We start from the raw sequence: 19,936 nt of genomic DNA on the forward strand, positions 1-19,936 counted from the left end.
CTATAATTTATCAATTTCAGCGTTTTGATTAAATAAATATATTCTTTTACTATTTAATTCTAAGCACTCAAATCGGGTTCTTCTTAAATTTCCTTTTTTGTAAATTTTATTTTTAAATTTAAAATTACTACCGCAAGCTATCTCAAAGATAAAACTCTTTTCTGAATTTTCGTCGAATTGCTTTAAAGCATAGGTGAGTGAAACATCTGACCCGGTGCTTGCTTTTGGATTTTTAAGGTAATTTGCTAGTAAAGGAATTAGTATTTCGGGAAAAATAGCAGGATTTATAAAAGGTAACATTAAATGTTGAAAATTTCTTTTCCATTCCTTTCCGTGAGGCTTAACCCTTTTATTTTCTTTAAATGTTATATAATGGGCAATTTCATGAACTAACGTTAATAAAAATTGATATTTGTTAAGGTTATTATTTATAGTAATTTGAGTTTTTCTGTTTTTTAAAACTTTGAAATCTCCATGTTTAGTTACACGTTTATTTACTATTTTAATTTCTATAGGATTATTTACTAAAATTTCCCCAATTAAATTAATAGAAGCTGTTGGAATGTATTTAGAAACTTCTTTAATCATTTATGGAGTTGTTGATGAAACTTGTAAAATTTTTCCGTTGTAAAATTTATTTCCAGTTAAAGCAAAATTATATATATACTCAGCCATTTCATTAGCCAAAACAGGAGCTTTGTAGCCAGGAAAGGCTTCTTCAAGCATTTCAGTTTGTACAGCTCCTAGTGCTAATACGTTAAAATAAATTTGTTTTTCTTTATACTCTTCAGCCAGTAATTCTGTTAATGTAATTAAAGCCCCTTTAGAGGAACTATAAGCAGCCAATCCAGGAAATTTTAAACTACCTTGAACTCCACCAATACTACTAATATTAACTACATGACTTCCTTCTTTTAAATAGGGAAGTAGTTGCTTAGTTAATTCGGCAATAGCAAAGACATTAACTTGGTAAACATCCATAAAATCTTTAGACGATAATTGGTCAAAAGGTTTATTTATAAGTTTACCCGCATTGTTTATTAAAATATCCACTTGATTCCAATTATTAGAAACAAAATCAGTTACTTTTTTCAGGTCTTTTTCGGATAATAAATCAACAGAAATGGTTGAAATATTTTTAATGTTTAATTTTGAAAGTGGTTCAGTATTTCTTGATAAAGCTAGTACATTGTAACTGTTCTTTGCAAATAGTTGAGCTAGTTCAAATCCAATACCTCGACTTGTGCCTGTAATTATTATGTTTTTCATTTTTTAATTTTCAAATTGTGTGTGTTGGTATGCTCCCATATCGGCAGGTGAAGTTCTTAAAATGCCTAAAATATCCATAGGTGCTTTTAATGATTCATTAATATCTGCCTTTCCAATTACATCAGAGTTTGTTCCTATTATTAATTGGTTGGTGTTAGGGGATTTAAAATCTGATTTTCCATTTAAAATATTTTCAGAAAAGTGATTGTTATCTTCAAAATTATATTCAGGAATGGTTAAATAATCGTTACTAAAATCATTAAAGCGTATTAAATTATTTTTAAAAGAATAGTTAAATAAAGAACCTTCTACTTTATCAAGAACTAATTCAATATTTGAACCTCCATCTATAATACAATTTGAAAAATTGGCTTCGTATAAATTTCGAGTTTGAATAATTTGCGCTCCATTTTCAAAAAAAGAATAATAATTATTAATAAGTACACTCGGGTATTCTCTTAAACTACTATTCCAAAAATTAACAAAAGTTGAATGTGTAAAATTGTATTTTCCTCCAATTATACAAGCTAATGATGCTTGCCCACTGTTATTTATTACAAGGTTTGCACCTTCAATGTTTGTTTCCCTTCCTAAAATTCCAAAGTTTGACGAGTTATAAATTTCCGTATTTTTTATAGATAATGTAGGCGTATTTTTGCTTCCTATAGAATCCATAATTATTCCTATGGTAGCATTTTTAATTAAAGTGTGGTTTATTGAATGGTTTTTACTTCCGGCTCTTAACCATATAGCGCCCCATTGTCCTGGAACTTCGCTAAATTGAGGTTCTAATCTGTCGCCTTCAAATAAAACCTTGTTACCTAATTCACCTTCAATTTTAAGTGTAGCATTTTTATCTACAATAATTCCAGATTTTTCGTGAAAGTGAATTACAGTTCCTGCTTTTATTGTTAGCGTTTTATTTTCAGGAACAGCACAATATCCATAAATTACATAAGGTTTATCATTATCAAATGTTGTGTCGTTATCTAAATAAAACCCATTAATCTTTATTGGTTCTCCGTTTGGATTTATTCCAATATTGATGGTTTCAATTATTCCATTTGAATTTTTTGACGGATATAAAAAATTGGCATCTTTTACTAAAGTTACCAATTGTACATATTGTTCTTGGGTACTTGAGTCAAAAATAATTGAATCTTTATAAATAGGGTTTGTTACGTTGTTATAATTAATGGTTGTTTCTATAAAAATATAAATACTATCATTGGCTAAGATTTGTACATTTTCAAATGTTTTACCTGGAGTTCCATCAACATTTAATCTATAATTTGAATTTTCGCCTCGCCCTAATTTTATTGAAGGAATTGAAATTGCATTATTACTTTTATTGTAGACTTTTAAATTATAGGTACTCGACCCAATATTTGTGAATACGGTATCTAAATAAACAGTGTCTTTTGAAAATGTTAATTTTCCTGAGTTTAAGCTCGCTCCAAAATCTTTTCTGCAAGAAGAAGTTGAGATTAGCGTTAATATTAAAAAGATGAGAAATAGGTGCCGCATTTAATTAATTTAAAAAGTAAAAATAGAAAACTATTTCTTTAAAAGTTCTATTTCGTATAATTTACTCCAATGTTTGCCTGTAACAAACAAACGATTATTTTCTTTATCAAAAGCAATTCCATTTAAAACATCATCGTCTTCAGTTAAATTTTGTTCTTTTTCAATAAGTGCTTTTAATCCGTTTAAATCCGCAACACCATCTACTTTACCAGTTGTAGGATCAACAATTAAAATAGAATTTTTTTGCCAAATATTAGCGTAAATTTTTCCATTAATAAATTCAAGTTCATTTAGTTTTTCAACTTTTTGTTTATTAGTGTAGGCTTCAATATAGCTTTCTTCTATTAAAGTTTCTGGGTTCAAAAACCAAATTCGTTCGGTTCCGTCCGATTTTATTAGCTGTTTACCATTATTTGCAAGTCCCCATCCTTCTCGACTTTTGGTATATTTAAACTCTTTTTCCTTTTCAAAAGATTCCAAATCATAAACAAAGCCTATTCCACTTTGCCAAGTAAGTTGATATATTTTATTGTTTAAAATAGTTATTCCTTCTCCAAAATATGTTTCGTCTAAATCTTTTTGCTGAAGTGATTTCCCTGTTTTTAATTCTACTTTTCTAATAAATGAAGATCCTTTTCTACCTGTACCTTCGTATAAAAACCCGTTATAATATTCTAAACCTTGGGTGTAGGATTTTTCATCGTGAGGAAATGTATTCACAACTTTATAGGTGTATATTTCAGGAGATGAATCTGCCATAAAATAAACAGTTTTTGTTTCCTTTTTAGTTTTGTCTTCATAAAAAACTAATGCCGTTATTTGGTGTTTGCCAAGTTTATAATCTTTAATGTTTATTTCTACCGATGTTCCTTCTGAACTAATTTTTTTAGAATCAATTGAAAACTGAACAGATTTTATAGGTTTTCCTTCCTTTTCTGAAATAGAAATTTTTAAAGTTTCATTAGATTTAATTTTAGTGGGAGTATTAAGAATAAATTTATACTCACTTTTACAAGAAACCATGAACAAAAAGAGAAATAATCCTAAAAATGATTTGTTTGACATAACTTAAAATAGCTTTTTATTAATTTTTATGTAAATAAAATAAATTATTTGTTTGAAGTTTCAAAAATATAGTTAAATTTGCAGTCTGAAAAATAAAACAGCATTAAAACGAGTTCACAATGAGAAAAGGTATACATCCAGAAAATTATAGAATGGTAGCATTTAAAGATATGTCAAATGAAGATGTGTTTTTAACCCGTTCAACAGTAAATACGAAGGAGACTCTTGAAGTAGATGGTGTAGAATACCCATTAGTAAAATTAGAGATCTCAAGAACTTCACATCCTTTTTATACAGGTAAATCTAAATTAATAGATACTGCAGGACGTATTGATAAGTTCAAATCTAAATATGCTAAATTTAAGAAATAAGCAATTTAGAATTAAAATATTTAAAATCCTCAACGTAAGTTGGGGATTTTTTGTTGTAAAATGTTTATGTCAATAGTTAAGTTTTTCTTTTTGTTAAAGAATTTAACCAAGCCATATAATTAAAAGATTTAGTAGCTAACATTTCGTCTACTATGGTTTTTATTGAATAAACCATAATTTAGAGAAGTAAAAAAGGTGTAAACTTAAGGATAAGTTTATTTAAAAGTTTAAATGATTTTAAAGTCTTGTTTTACTTTATAAAAAAAGAAGATGTTTATAAAAATTAAGGGCATAAAAAAAAACCATTGTGAAAACAATGGTTTTTTTTAAATTCATTATAAACTATGCTAACATAGTTACTGGATTTTCTATATACTCTTTTAATGTATTCATAAATGCAGCACCTACGGCACCATCAATAGTTCTATGATCACATGCTAAAGTTAATGTCATTACATTTCCAACAACAATTTCCCCATTTTTAACAACAGGTTTTTGTTTTATACCACCTACAGATAAAATTGCTGAATTTGGTTGATTAATAATAGAAGTAAAATGATCCACGCCAAACATACCTAAGTTAGAAACTGTAAAAGTAGAGCCCGACATTTCATCTGGAGTTAACTTTTTGTTTTTTGCTTTAACTGCTAATTCTTTTACTTCAGCACCAATTTGAGTTAAACTCTTAGTATCTGTAAAAGGGATTACAGGAACTACTAATCCATCTTCTATTGCAACAGCAACTCCAATAGAGATATGGTTGTTATAGATGGTTTGTTCATTTGTCCACTCAGTATTCACTTGTGGATGAGATTTTAAAGCCATAGCTGTAGCTTTAACAACTAAATCATTAAAAGAAATTTTTGTGTCAGGTATTGAATTTATTACTTTTCTAGATGCAATGGCATTGTCCATGTCAATATCCATTGTAACTGTAAAGTTTACAGCTGTAGTTTGAGAATTATCTAGAGCTTTAACAATTGCTTTACGCATTTGAGAATTCTTTACCTCAGTTCTACTTATTTCTCCAGAGGGAGCGGCTAAAACGCTGGCAGCCGTATTAGCGGCAACCTCAACTACAGGGTTATAATTTTCAATATCTATTTTTATAATTCTTCCACTATCACCCGTACCAATTACTTTGGCTAAATTTATTCCTTTTTCTTCTGCTAATGCTTTTGCTAATGGAGAAGCAATAATACGTCCATTTTCAGAATTTATAGCGCTCACTCTTTTGGTTGCAGTGGCAGTGGTAGCAGATGCATTTTCAGAAACAGTTTTAGGAGTCTCTTTTTCAACAGCTGGTGCTTTCTCCTCAGCAGCTGGAGCGGTAGAAGCAGATTTAAATTTGGACACAACTTCAGTTACATCGGTTCCCGCTTCGCCAATAATTGCTAATAAAGAATCAACAGGTGCATTTTCTCCTTCTTGTAACCCTACATATAATAAGGTTCCTTCGTTAAAAGATTCAAATTCCATGGTTGCTTTGTCAGTTTCAATTTCCGCAAGAATATCTCCTTCCGAAACTTGGTCGCCAACTTTTTTTAACCATGCAGCTACTGTACCGTCAGTCATAGTATCACTTAAGCGAGGCATAGTAACAACTGTAATATTATCTGGAACAACAAAAGTATCTTCCGCAGATGTTGTTTCCGTAGAAGCACTGACTTCTTTTTCAGCAACAGGTAATGATGATTCTTCCTTATTAACTTCTGGAGCTTTATTTCCAGCTAACAATTCAGAAATATCTTCACCTTTTTCACCAATAATAGCAAGTAAGCTATCAACCGGAGCCGTTTCTCCAACTTGTAATCCAATGTGTAATAAATATCCTTCGTTAAAGGACTCAAATTCCATGGTTGCCTTATCAGTTTCAATTTGAGCAAGAATATCTCCTTCTTCAACTTTATCACCAACTTTTTTTAACCATTCAGCGACAACTCCTTCAGTCATTGTATCGCTTAATCGGGGCATTGTAATTATTTCTGCCATTATCTATGTTTTAAAAATGGATAATCTTCTTGATCGTATACTATGTCGTATAATAATTGTTTGTCTGGGAATGGAGATTCTTCAGCAAACTTTTGACATTCAGCTACTTTTTCTTTTACTTCTTTATCCCAAGCTTTAATTTCATCATCAGATGCATATTTTTTAGCTTTAATAACATCTAATACTTGAGAAATTGGGTCAATTTTTCTATATTCTTCAACCTCTTCTTTAGTTCTGTAATGTTGGGCATCACTCATTGAATGCCCTCTATATCTATATGTTTTAATATCTAATAGAGTTGGTCCATCACCTCTTCTTGCTCTTTCAATTGCTTCATGCATTGCTTCGGCAACTTTAACAGGATTCATTCCGTCTACAGGTCCACAAGGCATTTCATAACCTAAACCTAATTTCCAGATATCATCGTGATTTGCTGTACGTTCAACCGATGTTCCCATTGCATATCCATTATTTTCACAAATAAATACTACAGGAAGTTTCCAGTTGATTGCCATGTTAAAAGTTTCATGTAAAGAACCTTGGCGTGCAGCACCATCTCCAAAATAAGTTAGTGTAACTCCATCTCTTTCAAAATACTTGTCAGCAAAGGCTAAACCAGCACCTAAAGGAATTTGTCCTCCAACGATTCCATGCCCACCATAAAAATTATGTTCGGGAGAAAATATATGCATTGAACCACCCATTCCGCGCGAAGTTCCTGTATCTTTTCCTAATAATTCAGCCATAACTCTTTTTGGATCAACTCCTAAACCAATTGGCTGCACATGATTACGATAAGCAGTAATCATTTTATCATTTTCATTCATTGCGTGTAATGCTCCAGCTAGTACAGCCTCTTGGCCATTATACAAGTGAAGAAAACCTCTAACTTTTTGTTGAATATAAAGAGCTGCTAACTTATCTTCAAATTTTCTCCAAAAAAGCATGTCTTTATACCAATTGATATAAGTTTGTTTCGTGAATTTTTTCATTTATGAATAAAATATTTAGTTTCAATAGAAGTGCAAAAGTACTATTTTACACAATAGTATAAAAGTATGTTAACTTATTTTTCAAAAGATTGTATCCGAAATAACAATTTTTTAAGAATTGTTGCTATTTTTTTAAGTAATCTTTAAAAAAGGGTGGCCTAATTAATAATCATATAACCCCAAAGCTTTGTTTTGTGAGCTTTAGGGTTTTATACTGAATTACAAATTATTACATATAATCCTCAATTGGATTGCATGAACAATTTAAATTCCGATCACCATAGGCATCATCAATTCTTCGCACTGTAGGCCAAAATTTATTTTCCTTTAAATAATTTAAAGGATATGCGGCTTTGGTTCTAGAATAATTGTAACTCCAATTATCAGATGTTAACATTTCTAAAGTATGTGGCGCATTTTTTATTACCGAATTTTCAATATCTGTAGATTCTTCAATTTCTTTTTTAATGCTTATTAAAGCATCACAAAATCTATCCAACTCAGCTTTATTTTCACTTTCTGTTGGTTCAATCATTAAAGTTCCTGCAACTGGAAAAGAGACTGTTGGAGCATGAAAACCATAATCCATAAGTCGTTTTGCAACATCCACAACTTCAATTCCTTTTGATTTAAACTCTCTAAAATCGACAATCATTTCGTGGGCAGCAAAACCTTGTTCGCCTGAATACAAAATACTATAATGATCTTGTAATTTAACTCTTAAATAATTGGCATTTAAAATTGCATTAATTGTTGATTTTTTTAATCCCTTAGCACCTAACATTTTAATGTAACTATAGGAAATCAATAGAACTAAAGCAGATCCCCAAGGAGCTGAAGAAATAGCAGTAATTGCATTTTTTCCTCCAGTAGGAATAATTGGGTTTGAGGGCAAGAAAGGAGCTAAATGCTTAACAACACAAATTGGGCCAACTCCTGGTCCACCACCACCGTGTGGGATGGCAAAAGTTTTATGTAAATTGAGATGGCATACATCTGCGCCAACTGTAGCCGGATTTGTAATTCCAACTTGGGCATTCATATTAGCACCATCCATATAAACCTGGCCACCATTTTTATGTATAATATCAGTAATTTCAATAATGCTACTTTCAAAAACTCCATGAGTGGATGGGTAAGTAACCATAAGTGCGGCTAAATTATCTTTATGTAATTCTGCTTTTGCTCTTAAATCATTAACATCAATATTTCCTTCGGCTGTTGCTTTTGTAACAACAACTTTCATTCCTGCCATAACTGCTGATGCGGGATTAGTTCCATGTGCCGATGAAGGAATTAAGCAAATATTTCTATGACCTTCATTTCTAGATTCATGGTAGGCTTTTATAACCATTAAGCCTGCATATTCACCTTGTGCACCAGAATTTGGTTGTAAAGAAGTTGCATAAAAACCTGTAATTTCGTTTAATGCAGCTTCTAATTCTTCAAATACTTGATGGTATCCTAGAGCTTGATTTATTGGTGCGAATGGATGGATATTTCCCCAAATAGGCCAACTTAAAGGTAGCATTTCCGATGCTGCATTTAATTTCATAGTACAAGAGCCTAAAGAAATCATAGAATGATTAAGAGATAAATCTTTTCGTTCTAATTTTTTAATATAGCGCATCATTTCAGTTTCCGAATGGTATTTTCGAAAAACCTCATTAGTCATAAAACTACTTGTACGTTTTATTTCTTCCGAAATTGAACTTTCAGTTAAAGTTTCAAAAACAATGGTTTCTTTGTTTTCAGCTTCGGCAAAAATTGATAATATTTCATTAATATCATTTAAAGTTGAAGTTTCATTTATTGCAATAAGAACTTCATCTTTTGATGGATAGAAAAAGTTAATTTCTTTAGCTTCAGATAAATTTTTAATCTTTTGACTGTCAGTAACTTTTACAATAAGTGTGTCGAAAAAAGCTTTGTTTGCCTGTGATAATCCTAATTGGTTTAAGCCTATATTTAGTGTGGTGGCCAAATTATGGATTTTTTGAGCAATATATGTAATTCCATTAGAGCCGTGATAAACACCATACATTCCTGCCATAACAGCTAATAAAACCTGTGCAGTACATATATTTGATGTGGCTTTTTCGCGCTTAATATGTTGCTCACGAGTTTGTAAAGCCATACGTAAGGCGCGGTTTCCATCTTTATCTTTTGTAACACCTATAATTCGTCCGGGAATATCGCGTTTATAACTTTCTTTTGTTGCATAATAACCTGCATGAGGACCTCCATAACCCATTGGTATTCCAAATCGTTGTGTGGTTCCAACAACCACATCGGCTCCCCATTCTCCTGGTGGTGTTAATAACGTTAAACTCAATAAGTCGGCCGCAACAACAACTCTTGCTTCGGCTTTATTTGCTTCTTCAACAAAACTTTTAAAATTATTTACTTTTCCATATTTTCCTGGATATTGTACTATAGCTCCAAAAACATTGTCGGTAAAATTGAATTCGGAATGCTTTCCAAAAACCAATTCAATTCCTAATGGTAAAGCTCTTGTTTTTATAACATCCACGGTTTGTGGAAATAGTTCTTCTGAAACAAAAAACAAAGTTGAATTATTTTTCTTTTGAGCTCTTGAACGAGTATTAAAAAGCATAATCATTGCTTCAGCCGCCGCAGTTCCTTCATCTAGTAATGATGCATTGGCTAATTCCATTCCAGTTAATTCTGATACCATTGTTTGATAATTTAACAAGGCTTCTAAACGTCCTTGAGAAATTTCTGCTTGATATGGGGTGTACGCAGTATACCAACCTGGATTTTCTAAAATATTTCTTTGAATTACACCAGGTAAAATGGTAGGATGGTAACCTAAACCAATATAGGTTTTAAATAGTTGATTTTTTTCAGATACTTTTCTAATGTGTTGTATGTACTGAAATTCACTTAGGGCTTCAGGTAAATTCAACTCATTTTTAAGCAATATATCATCTGGGATAGTTTTGTAAATTAATTCATCTATAGAGTTAATTCCAATAGTTTTAACCATTTCATTAACTTCCTTTTCACGCGGTCCTACGTGTCTTAAAACAAAAGAATCTGTTTTCATTTAATTAGTTGGTATAAATAATTATTTTAAGCTTCAAAATTACTGAAAATTACAGAATGTAATTAGCCTATTGTTACTTAATTATGATATTTTGTTAACCAAGAATTTTTTAGGTTTTTAAATTGTATTTTTGTCCAATGCTGGCTTTAAAAAGAATAGTTGATTTTTATATTTTTAGTAATATTCATGTTGCTATTGCTGGGTTTTGTATTTGTAAAATAACCTTATTAAAATATAATGTTTACAATAACTTAACACCTTTTTTTGTGGGGTTTTCTATTATAATTTCATATAATTTAATCCGTTTTTATGAAATTAAATCAAAGCGATTAAGTTGGTTTAAAGTTTGGTTTCAACAATGTAAAAATTTGTTAATAACTTTGGTTGTTTTTTCTTCTGGGAGTTTATTATATCTTACTTTTTTTACAAGTTTTAATTTAAATTCATTAATTGTTCTTTTTCCATTTACTTTAATGACTTTTTTTTATGTAATTCCTATATTTAAAACAAAGAATACTCATTTTTCTTTTAGGTATTTTCCAAGTCTTAAAATTTTTAGTATTGCTATTTCTTGGGCAGGAATTTCAGTGTTATTTCCAGTTGCTGAAGCTTCAATTCCAATTGATACTTTTGTTATTTTAGAATTTTTGAAAAGATTTTTAATTTTATTGGCAATTACTATACCTTTTGATATAAGAGATTTAGATTCAGATATTGAAACTTTAAAAACGTTACCTCAGTTATTAGGTATTTCAAATGCAAAGAAAGTTGGTATAATTGCTCTTATATTTTTTGTTTTTTTGGGAATTAGAAGTAATCAATATTTAATTGCTGAAGTAATTATTTCAATAATTACAGGACTGTTTTTGTGGTTTTCCTCAATTCATAAATCTAGATATTATACGAGTTTTTGGGTAGAGTCAATTCCAATACTATGGTTTTTTATTATATTGTTAAAGAACTAGATTAATACAATGAAAGAAAATATAAAAGAAATTTTTAGTGTAAATAAAGAAACTTGGAATAAAAAAGTTGATATTCATAAAAAATCAAAATTTTATGATGTCGATTCTTTTAAAAAAGGAAAAACATCTTTAAATTCTTATGAATTAGAAGAATTAGGAGATGTAAAAGGGAAGTCTCTATTACATTTACAATGTCATTTTGGATTGGATACTTTAAGTTGGAGTAGGTTAGGAGCAAAATGTACAGGAATTGATTTATCGGATAAAGGAATTGCTGAGGCTGTGAAATTAAATGATGAGTTGGGGTTAAATGCAACGTTTATTGAAAGTAACTTATACGATGTTCCAAATAGTGTAGAAGAAAAGTTTGACATTGTTTTTACTTCATATGGAGTAGTAGGATGGCTTCCTGATTTAAAAACTTGGGGAGAAATAATTGCAAGCAAACTTAAAAAAGGAGGTGTTTTTTATTTAATTGAATTCCATCCAATTGTTTGGATGTTCGATTTTTTACAAACTCCTCCAAAATTAAAATACCCTTATTTGAATGTAGAAGCTATTTACGAGGAATACAAAGGAACATACACAAATAATGATGCCGATATAATAAGCAAAGAGTATGGTTGGAATCATGGGCTAGGAGAAGTGATAACAGCCTTAACTTCTGCAGGACTTATAATTGAATTTTTACATGAGTTTGAGGAGTCGCCATATAACACCTTTCCAAATATGCAAAAAACGAAAAATGGCATGTATGTTTTACAAGAAGATCAACGATTATTTCCCTTGCTGTATTCTATAAGAGCAGTTAAGAAATAAAAAAGGCTTCCAATTTGGAAGCCTTTTTTATTTCTTAATTTATTTAAAAACTTAATTTAATAAATTATCAATTTTTGTTTTTTCTTCTTCCGCTAAAGCTCCATCAACTAAAATTCTACCACTATGCTCATCTGTAATAATTTTTTTACGACTTGCAATTTCAACTTGACGTTGAGGTGGAATTGTGAAAAATGAACCACCTGAAGCTCCTCTTTCAATCGATACAACAGCTAAACCATTTTTTACAGTTGAACGAATTCGATTATAAGCTTTTAATAAATGGTCGTCAATTAATTCAGCATATTCAGCTGATTTTTTAAGTAATAATTCTTCTTCTTTTACTGTGTCACCCATTATATCGTTTAACTCGTCAGATTTATGTTTTAATAAATCTTCTTGTCTAGCAATATTTTCTTTGGTGGCAGCAATTACTTCGTTTTTTTGCTCAATTTTAGCTTTGAATTCTTTAATTCTCTTTTCAGCTAATTCAATTTCTAGTTCTTGATATTCTGTTTCTTTACTTAAAGAATTGAATTCTCTATTATTACGAACCTTTTTTTGTTGTTCAGCGTATTTTTTAACTAAAGTTTTAGCTTCTTCAATTACCATTTTTTTGGCGCTAATATCATTCTTAAGATTTGAAACGTCTTCATCTAAGTTAGAAAGTCTTTTGTTAAGACCAACTATTTCATCTTCTAAATCTTCTATTTCTAAAGGTAGTTCTCCTCTTACATTTTTAATTTCATCAACTCTTGAGTCTATTAATTGTAGGTCGTAAAGAGCTCTTAACTTTTCTTCAACAGTAACTTCTTTATTTTTAGCCATATTATAAGTAATAAATTGGATTTGTGTTTTTTTCCGATAAAATGATTGCAAAATTAGGAAATTTTTTTGTAAGTATGTCAACTAAAAGATTTTTTGTGAATTGTTCACTTTCAAAATGGCCAATATCAGCAATAAGTATCTTGTTCTCAGCTAAATAAAATTCATGATATTTTATATCGGAAGTAACATAAATATCTGCATTTGCTTTTATAGCATTTTTTATGGCAAAACTTCCAGAACCACCTAATACGGCAACTTTATTAATTGGTTTATTTAAAAATTTAGAATGTCTAATTCCTTTAGCATTCATAGTTTTTTTAAGTTTATTTAAAAATTCAAGTTCTGATATTTCTTCGGAAAGTTCTCCAACCATTCCCATTCCAATATCTTGATTAAAATTGTCTAACGAAACAATGTCGTATGCAACTTCTTCATACGGATGTGCATTAAAAAGAGTTTTTAATATGTTGTTCTCTTTGTGTTTTTCAAATATTACACTAATAAAAGTTTCATTTTCAATATGAAATTCTCCTTTCTTTCCAATTGTAGGATTGGAATCATCATTTCCTCTATATGTGCCAAAACCTTCTGTGTTATAACTACAATTGTCATAATTACCAATGGTTCCAGCCCCTGCTTTAAAAAGTGCATTTCTAACCATTTCGGCATTTTCTGCAGGGGCATAAGTTGTAAGCTTTTTTATTGTATTTTTTTGAGGAATTAAAATGGATTTATTTTTTAACCCTAATACTTCACAAATTTTGGCATTAACTCCTTGCGTTGAATTGTCTAAAGCCGTGTGCATAGCATAAATTGCAATATCATTTTTAATGGCTTTCAATACTACGCGTTCTACATAACTATTTCCATTAATTTTTTTTAATCCTGAAAAAATAATAGGATGAAAACTAACAATTAAATTACAATGTTTTTCAATAGCTTCATCTACTACATTTTCTAAGGCGTCAAGGGTAACCAAAACTGCTGATACTTTTGTATTGTAGTTTCCTATTAGTAACCCTACATTATCAAAACCTTCAGCATAATTTAATGGAGCAATTTCTTCAATACAATTGGTAATATCTCTTATAGTCATAATTTCAAAATAATTCTAAAACAAAGGTAATTTTTACATTATAAAGTTAAAGATTTTAAGCATAATTATTATAATTTGTTTTGTATTTTCGCTTTTAGTGAAAACTTTAAGAAAAATAGCGTATCCTTTTTCATTTTTATACGATTTTATTACAAGTATTAGAAATGTGCTTTATGATAAACATGTGTTTAATTCAACAAAATTTGAAACTCCGGTAATTGTTGTTGGGAATTTAAGTGTTGGCGGTACAGGGAAAACTCCTCAAATAGAATATTTAATTAGATTGTTAAAAGCTGATTGTAAATTGGCGGTTTTAAGTCGTGGATATAAAAGAAAAAGTAAGGGTTTTATAATTGCTGATGAAAAATCAAACTCAGATTTAATAGGAGATGAACCTTTTCAGTATTATAAAAAGTTTGAAAATGTAATTATTGCGGTTGATTCTGATAGAACAAATGGAATAAATCAATTAGAAAACCTTAATAATCCACCAGATGTTGTTTTATTAGATGACGCATTTCAACATAGAAAAGTTGAAGGAGGGTTAAATATTTTGCTTACTCCTTATAACGATTTATATATAGACGATTCATTATTGCCTGCAGGAAATTTAAGAGAAAACACATCTGGAGCCAAAAGAGCTCAAATAATTATTGTTACAAAATGTCCAAATTCACTTTCAGAAGTGGAGCAGTTTCAAATAGCTAAGAAATTGAAACCAACTTTGTATCAAACTGTATTTTTCACCACAATTTCTTATAGTGATGAAATTAAAGGTTCATCTAAATTTTTAATAAAAGAATTAAAAGAAAAGGAGGTTGTACTTGTTACAGGTATTGCGAATCCAACACCGTTATTAGATTATTTACATAATATGGATGTTAGGTTTACGCATTTGAAATATCCAGATCATTATAATTTTAATGAAGATGATTTAAAAACAATATCAGAAAAATTTGATGCAGTAGTTTCAAAAAATAAATTATTATTGACAACAGAAAAGGATTATGTACGTATCTTTGATAAGATAGAAAACTTACACTATATTTCAATTAAAACAGAATTTTTAAATCATTCAAACGATTTTAATAAAATTATAAAAAGATATGTGGAACAAAGTTCAAGAAACAGTTAATTTTTTAAAGAATAAAGGAATAAAAGCTCCAGACTTTGGTGTTATTTTAGGTACAGGTTTGGGAAACTTGGTTGATAAAATTGATATAAGAATTGCAATACCTTATGAAGAAATTTTAAACTTTCCAGTTTCTACAGTTGAAGGACATTCAGGTGAATTAATTTATGGTAAAATAGGAGACAAAACAATTATTGCTATGCGTGGACGTTTCCATTATTATGAAGGTTGGACAATGCAAGAAACTGTTTTTCCCGTAAGAGTAATGAAATATTTGGGTGTTGAAAAATTGATAGTTTCAAATGCATCAGGTGGAGTTAATCCAAATTTTAAAGTTGGTGATATAATGGTTATTACAGACCATATTAATATGATGCCAGAACATCCACTTAATGGAAAAAACGACGAGCGTTTTGGGCCTCGCTTTGTAGATATGCACGAAGCTTACAGCAAAGCTATGATTTCAAAAATGGATATTGTAGCTAAGAAATTGGATATTAAAATCCATAAAGGAATTTATTTAGCATTACAAGGCCCAACTTTTGAAACTCCTGCAGAGTATAAAATGGTAAAAATATTAGGAGCTGATACTGTTGGAATGTCTACAGTGCCAGAAGTAATTGTAGCGAAACATATGGGTATGGAATGTTTTGGAATATCTGTTATTACAGATTTGGGGATTGAAGGTTTGGTAGAAGAAGTTTCACATGAAGAGGTGCAAAAAGTAGCCAAAATATCTGAAAAAGTAGTTGGTAAATTGGTAGAAGAATTTGTAAAATTGTAAATATGGCATTATTTTAGAGGTTGTTAAAAAAATAGTTGATTTAAAATGAAGAAAATTATTATAAGTTGTTTTGTTGCTTTTGGAATTCTAGGATCATTGAAAGCTCAAGAAAGTTTTAATGAAAATATAGAAGAAATAGCTCATTGGCAAGAAGATTATTCGAAAGTGAAAAAGTTGGCTAAATCTGAAAACAAACCAATTCTTATATTTTTCACTGGTTCGGATTGGTGTGGGCCTTGTAAAATGCTTGTTTCTGATGTTTTTAAAACTGAAAAATTTAAAAAATTAAGTGAAGAAGAGTTTATTTTATATGAAGCTAATTTTCCAAGAAATAAAGATTTAATTTCAAAATCTCAAAAAAATGATAATTCAAAACTAAAAGAAACTTTTGGTATTAAAACATATCCTACAGTTGTAATTTTAGATCCTAAAGAAAAGGAACTAGGTAGGTTAAAAGGATATAATTTAATGCGCGAAACAAGTTATCATTATTCTTTTTTTAAAGAAAATATTAAAAACTTAGAATAAAAAAAACCGCCAATTGGCGGTTTTTTTATTGTGTGTATTTATTTTTATTGATTTACAACTCTAAATGTAGTTCTTCTATTTGCTCTATGCTCTCTTTCAGTACAAGAAACACCATCAGAACATCTGTTTGTTAATCTATTTTCACCAAAACCATTAGCAGTTAATTGACTAGCATTAATTCCTTTTGAAATTAAGTAGTTAGAAACAGCCATTGCTCTTCTTTCAGATAAATCTTGGTTACTTTCTTTAGAACCTCTAGAATCTGTATGAGATTCAAGTGCAACTGCTACTCCAGTTTTTAACACAGGTAATAAACGAGTATCAATTATTCTTTTTGCTTCAGCAGTTAAAGTAGCACTTCCTAAATTCCAGTTAATTGGTAAAATACTAGCTTCAGTTAATTTACAATCAACTTCTTTCCAAGTAGTTAAACCACCTTTTTGAACAAGAACTTCTTTTGTAACAGTTTTGTATTGAGCAGGAACATTTTTCTCTACAAAACTTGCATCTTTATCTAAAATAACTTTTGAAATAGTTGCATATTCTGCAGGAATTTCAACAATTCTTGTAGTTGGAGGAGTAACCATAACTGTTTTTTTAACAACTTTTGTTACTTCTGGAATTTCAACTCTTCTAGTTGATGGTTTATTTGCAACTACCGTTTTCTTATATGTTTTTGTAAAACCTGGCACTGAAGTTCTACTTGTAGAAGCATCTCTATCTAATAAAGTTTTAGAAATTGTTACATATTCCGCAGGAATTGGCTTGTAACACCAGTATCTACAATCGTTAGGATCACTAGATTGACAATCAGGAGCAACATCACTCATTTGCCAAGTAGCTGAAGCTGGTTTAATTTCAATTGTCTCTGAGTCTGATCTAAACGTAGCAGGACTAACGCTTAATTTTGAACCATCTTCTTTTGCAGTATAAGTTAAAGTTTCTGATCCAAATGTTCCAGGGATAGCTTCTAATCTGTAACTAGCCTCTTTAACAACCACTACAACGTCTCTTGTTTCGTATACAGCAGGAACTACTACTAATTTTTGACTAGCTTCTTTAACAAGTACTCTTTCTGTAATTGTTTTGTAAGTAGCTGGAATAGTTGAAATTGTTTTGTAGGCAGCCTGAGTTTCAATTGTAACGTCTTGGTTTTTCCAAACATCTGGAGTTTTACAACGTACATAACATTTTCCTGGTTCTGGGTTTGTTGGCAAGTCTTGAGAATAAGCACTCGCTCCAAAGACTAAAAGCGTAATTGAAAATAATAGTTTTTTCATTTTTCATGTATTTAATAAGGTTAATAATATTTAGAATTTCTAAACACTTGTTATTTTGACACACAATTTTTTGGTTAGTCACAATTTAATGAAAAAAAATCATTTTTAATTATTATTCGTTATATTTTTTTTAAATACAAGCTTTTTACAATACCATCTGCAAGCCCAATTTTAGGGACATATATTTTTTTTGCGTTGCTCCATTTCATAGCTGATAAATATATTTTTGTTGCCGGTATTATAACATCGGCTCTATCAGGGTTTAAATCTAATTCTGAAATTCTTTCATCATAAGTCATTTTTTTAAGGAAATAAAACTGTGATTTTAAGTAAATATTAGATAATGGCTTTCCAATTGGTTTTCCTGATAATTTAAATAGTTTATTTATGTTTCCTCCAGATCCTATAAGTGAAACCTTTTTTAAGTTTAAAGTATTAGATTTAATCCATACTTCCATATTTTCCCATATATGTTCAAATGATTTTTGTTTATTAAGCAAACGAACTGTACCTATTTTAAATGATTTAGAGTTGACAATTTTACCATTTGAAAAAATTGTTATTTCTGTGCTTCCACCTCCAACATCAACATATACATAAGATTTGTCACTTTCAATTAAACTACTTAGGTCAGTTGAAAAAATTATTGCGGCTTCTTTTTTACCATTTATAATATTTATTTTTATACCTGTTTTTTCAAAAATTTCATCAACAACCTCATTTCCATTTGTAGCTTCTCTCATTGCTGATGTAGCACAAGCATAATAGTTTTCTACTCCATGTACATTCATTAGTAGTTTAAAAGCTTGCATAGCTTCAATCATTCTATTTTTGTTTGCTTCTGAAATAAAACCTTTTATAAAAGTGTCGGCTCCTAATCTTATAGGAACTCTTACTAATGCGGATTTTTTAAAACTTGGTGGTCCATCTTTTTTATGGGTAATTACGTTAGTAACTAATAATCTAATAGCGTTTGAACCTATATCTATACCTGCAAGTTTTTCAATTTTCAACATTTAATTATTTATAGTTTTTTGGGAATTCGGTTAAAAAAGTATTTCCTGATTTAATATTTTTCCAATGGTTAATGTCAAATTTTATTCCAATAACTCCACATGTGGGTACGTGGTTTATTTGTTTATTACCAAATTTATTTACAAATGTATTAATGCCATGATCATGGCTAAAAATAATGGCAGAATCAAAACTGTCATCTAAAGCTTTAACAGTTTTTATTAGGTAACCATCACTAAAGTTATATAGTGATTTACTTATTTTAAGATTTGCCAAAGGGTAATTAAAAGTATAGCTAAAAATCATTCCAGTATGCAATGCTCTATTAGCACAACTCGATACAAATACATCGGGGGTAGCAATTTTTTTGTTTAAAACATTTGAAATCAAATAAGCATCATTAATTCCGCGTTTTTTTAAAGGCCTATCAATGTCTTTAATTCCTTCATATTCCCATGAGGATTTAGCGTGTCTTACAATATAAAGTGTTTTCATTTTGCTTTGTTGAATTTCAAATATAAATAATTTAAGGAGCTAATCTTTCAATTTTCCAATTAAAATCTTCTTGTAGGGTGTATCTTATTCTGTCGTGCATTCTATTTGGTCTTCCTTGCCAAAACTCCATACTTATTGGTCTTACAATATAACCACCCCAATGTTTTGGTCTTGTAATTTCTTTATTTTCAAATTGTTTTTCGAAGAGGCTTAGGCGGTCGTCTAAATATTTTCTAGATGCTACTGGTTCACTTTGATCCGAAGCCCAAGCTCCTAATTTGCTACCATCTGGTCTTGATTCAAAATAACCATCGGATAAATTTTCTGAAATTTTTTCGGCAACTCCTTTAATTATGACTTGGCGTTCTATATTATGCCACAAAAATGATAAACAAACATTTGGATTGTTTTCAATAGCTTTTCCTTTTTCGCTATTATAATTGGTATAAAATATAAAACCTTCCCAAGTATATTTTTTTAATAATACTGCTCGAGATTTAGGAAAACCATCCAAACCTATTGTTGAAATGGTCATTGCATTTGATTCAACATCACCTCCATATTCTTCAACTTCATAAAACCACTTTTGAAAAAGTTCCATTGGATTGTCGGAAATATCATTCATTGAAAGTTCAACTTTCTGATAGTTTCGTCTGTAATTACTTAAATCGTTTTCCATAAAGCAAAAATAAAAATTCTTTTATAGGATTAA

19 protein-coding genes are annotated in these 19,936 nt (G+C 29.8%); 6 read left to right on the top strand and 13 right to left on the bottom strand.

Annotated elements, in window-relative coordinates:
• From Q0776_RS16530 to Q0776_RS16545, 4 genes are read right to left on the bottom strand one after another with little or no spacing between them, the layout of a single operon-like run.
• Window positions 1–588 (bottom strand): SprT-like domain-containing protein, encoded by a 588-nt coding sequence (locus tag Q0776_RS16530; protein WP_298370725.1) that lies wholly within the window; start codon window positions 586–588, stop codon window positions 1–3.
• Window positions 589–1,269 carry an SDR family oxidoreductase gene (locus Q0776_RS16535; RefSeq protein ID WP_298370728.1) on the bottom strand — a complete coding sequence of 227 codons (681 nt, stop codon included), beginning with the start codon at window positions 1,267–1,269 and terminating at the stop codon, window positions 589–591. It abuts the gene before it with no gap.
• 3 nt (window positions 1,270–1,272) lie between these two features.
• A complete protein-coding gene (locus tag Q0776_RS16540) occupies window positions 1,273–2,796 on the bottom strand; it encodes a hypothetical protein (RefSeq protein ID WP_298370731.1) in 1,524 nt (507 codons plus the stop codon).
• A 30-nt stretch (window positions 2,797–2,826) separates the two neighbouring features.
• The gene (locus tag Q0776_RS16545) at window positions 2,827–3,861 is read right to left on the bottom strand and encodes a glutaminyl-peptide cyclotransferase (RefSeq protein ID WP_298370734.1); all 1,035 of its coding nucleotides are present in this window, start codon (window positions 3,859–3,861) and stop codon (window positions 2,827–2,829) included.
• A gap of 119 nt (window positions 3,862–3,980) precedes the next feature.
• On the opposite strand from Q0776_RS16545, the gene Q0776_RS16550 reads away from it, so the two are divergent.
• Window positions 3,981–4,232, top strand: a complete 252-nt coding sequence (locus tag Q0776_RS16550; RefSeq protein WP_129365147.1) for a type B 50S ribosomal protein L31 — start codon at window positions 3,981–3,983, stop codon at window positions 4,230–4,232.
• 342 nt (window positions 4,233–4,574) lie between these two features.
• Here the strand turns inward: Q0776_RS16550 and Q0776_RS16555 are convergent, their stop codons facing one another.
• The 3 genes from Q0776_RS16555 to gcvP form a co-directional block, all read right to left on the bottom strand.
• On the bottom strand, window positions 4,575–6,224 hold the full coding sequence (locus Q0776_RS16555; RefSeq protein ID WP_298370743.1) for a 2-oxo acid dehydrogenase subunit E2: 1,650 nt from the start codon (window positions 6,222–6,224) through the stop codon (window positions 4,575–4,577).
• Window positions 6,224–7,216, bottom strand: coding sequence for a pyruvate dehydrogenase (acetyl-transferring) E1 component subunit alpha (gene pdhA / locus Q0776_RS16560; RefSeq protein WP_298370745.1), 993 nt, complete (start codon window positions 7,214–7,216; stop codon window positions 6,224–6,226). The genes Q0776_RS16555 and pdhA overlap by 1 nt, the downstream gene beginning before the upstream one ends.
• A gap of 229 nt (window positions 7,217–7,445) precedes the next feature.
• Window positions 7,446–10,286, bottom strand: a complete 2,841-nt coding sequence (gene gcvP, locus Q0776_RS16565; protein WP_298370747.1) for an aminomethyl-transferring glycine dehydrogenase — start codon at window positions 10,284–10,286, stop codon at window positions 7,446–7,448.
• A 473-nt stretch (window positions 10,287–10,759) separates the two neighbouring features.
• On the opposite strand from gcvP, the gene Q0776_RS16570 reads away from it, so the two are divergent.
• Window positions 10,760–11,251 carry a hypothetical protein gene (locus Q0776_RS16570; RefSeq protein ID WP_298370750.1) on the top strand — a complete coding sequence of 164 codons (492 nt, stop codon included), beginning with the start codon at window positions 10,760–10,762 and terminating at the stop codon, window positions 11,249–11,251.
• Window positions 11,252–11,260: 9 nt separating this feature from the next.
• Window positions 11,261–12,070, top strand: coding sequence for a class I SAM-dependent methyltransferase (locus Q0776_RS16575; RefSeq protein WP_298370753.1), 810 nt, complete (start codon window positions 11,261–11,263; stop codon window positions 12,068–12,070).
• 51 nt (window positions 12,071–12,121) lie between these two features.
• Here Q0776_RS16575 and Q0776_RS16580 read toward each other — a convergent pair whose 3' ends face one another.
• Both Q0776_RS16580 and Q0776_RS16585 read right to left on the bottom strand, forming a co-directional pair.
• Window positions 12,122–12,895 carry a C4-type zinc ribbon domain-containing protein gene (locus Q0776_RS16580; protein ID WP_298370756.1) on the bottom strand — a complete coding sequence of 258 codons (774 nt, stop codon included), beginning with the start codon at window positions 12,893–12,895 and terminating at the stop codon, window positions 12,122–12,124.
• Window position 12,896: 1 nt separating this feature from the next.
• Entirely contained in the window at window positions 12,897–13,991 is a 1,095-nt protein-coding gene (locus Q0776_RS16585; protein WP_298370759.1) for a Nif3-like dinuclear metal center hexameric protein, read from the bottom strand.
• A gap of 97 nt (window positions 13,992–14,088) precedes the next feature.
• Between Q0776_RS16585 and lpxK the strand changes: the two genes are divergently transcribed.
• The 3 genes from lpxK to Q0776_RS16600 are packed head-to-tail and all read left to right on the top strand — an operon-like array spanning window position 14,089 to window position 16,435.
• Window positions 14,089–15,126, top strand: a complete 1,038-nt coding sequence (gene lpxK, locus Q0776_RS16590; protein ID WP_298370762.1) for a tetraacyldisaccharide 4'-kinase — start codon at window positions 14,089–14,091, stop codon at window positions 15,124–15,126.
• Entirely contained in the window at window positions 15,098–15,907 is an 810-nt protein-coding gene (locus tag Q0776_RS16595) for a purine-nucleoside phosphorylase (protein WP_298370765.1), read from the top strand. The genes lpxK and Q0776_RS16595 overlap by 29 nt, the downstream gene beginning before the upstream one ends.
• A 45-nt stretch (window positions 15,908–15,952) precedes the next feature.
• On the top strand, window positions 15,953–16,435 hold the full coding sequence (locus Q0776_RS16600; protein WP_298370767.1) for a thioredoxin family protein: 483 nt from the start codon (window positions 15,953–15,955) through the stop codon (window positions 16,433–16,435).
• A 44-nt stretch (window positions 16,436–16,479) separates the two neighbouring features.
• Here Q0776_RS16600 and Q0776_RS16605 read toward each other — a convergent pair whose 3' ends face one another.
• The 4 genes from Q0776_RS16605 to pdxH all read right to left on the bottom strand — a co-directional run bounded on the left by Q0776_RS16605 (window position 16,480) and on the right by pdxH (window position 19,903).
• Entirely contained in the window at window positions 16,480–17,715 is a 1,236-nt protein-coding gene (locus tag Q0776_RS16605) for an OmpA family protein (protein WP_298370770.1), read from the bottom strand.
• Between the two features lie 119 nt (window positions 17,716–17,834).
• Window positions 17,835–18,731 carry a rod shape-determining protein gene (locus Q0776_RS16610; protein WP_298370773.1) on the bottom strand — a complete coding sequence of 299 codons (897 nt, stop codon included), beginning with the start codon at window positions 18,729–18,731 and terminating at the stop codon, window positions 17,835–17,837.
• Between the two features lie 4 nt (window positions 18,732–18,735).
• Entirely contained in the window at window positions 18,736–19,224 is a 489-nt protein-coding gene (locus tag Q0776_RS16615) for a histidine phosphatase family protein (protein ID WP_298370776.1), read from the bottom strand.
• Window positions 19,225–19,255: 31 nt separating this feature from the next.
• On the bottom strand, window positions 19,256–19,903 hold the full coding sequence (gene pdxH / locus Q0776_RS16620) for a pyridoxamine 5'-phosphate oxidase (protein ID WP_298370778.1): 648 nt from the start codon (window positions 19,901–19,903) through the stop codon (window positions 19,256–19,258).
• Window positions 19,904–19,936: the final 33 nt, after the last annotated feature.

Source organism: uncultured Lutibacter sp. (assembly GCF_947495725.1).
Classification (GTDB): domain Bacteria; phylum Bacteroidota; class Bacteroidia; order Flavobacteriales; family Flavobacteriaceae; genus Lutibacter.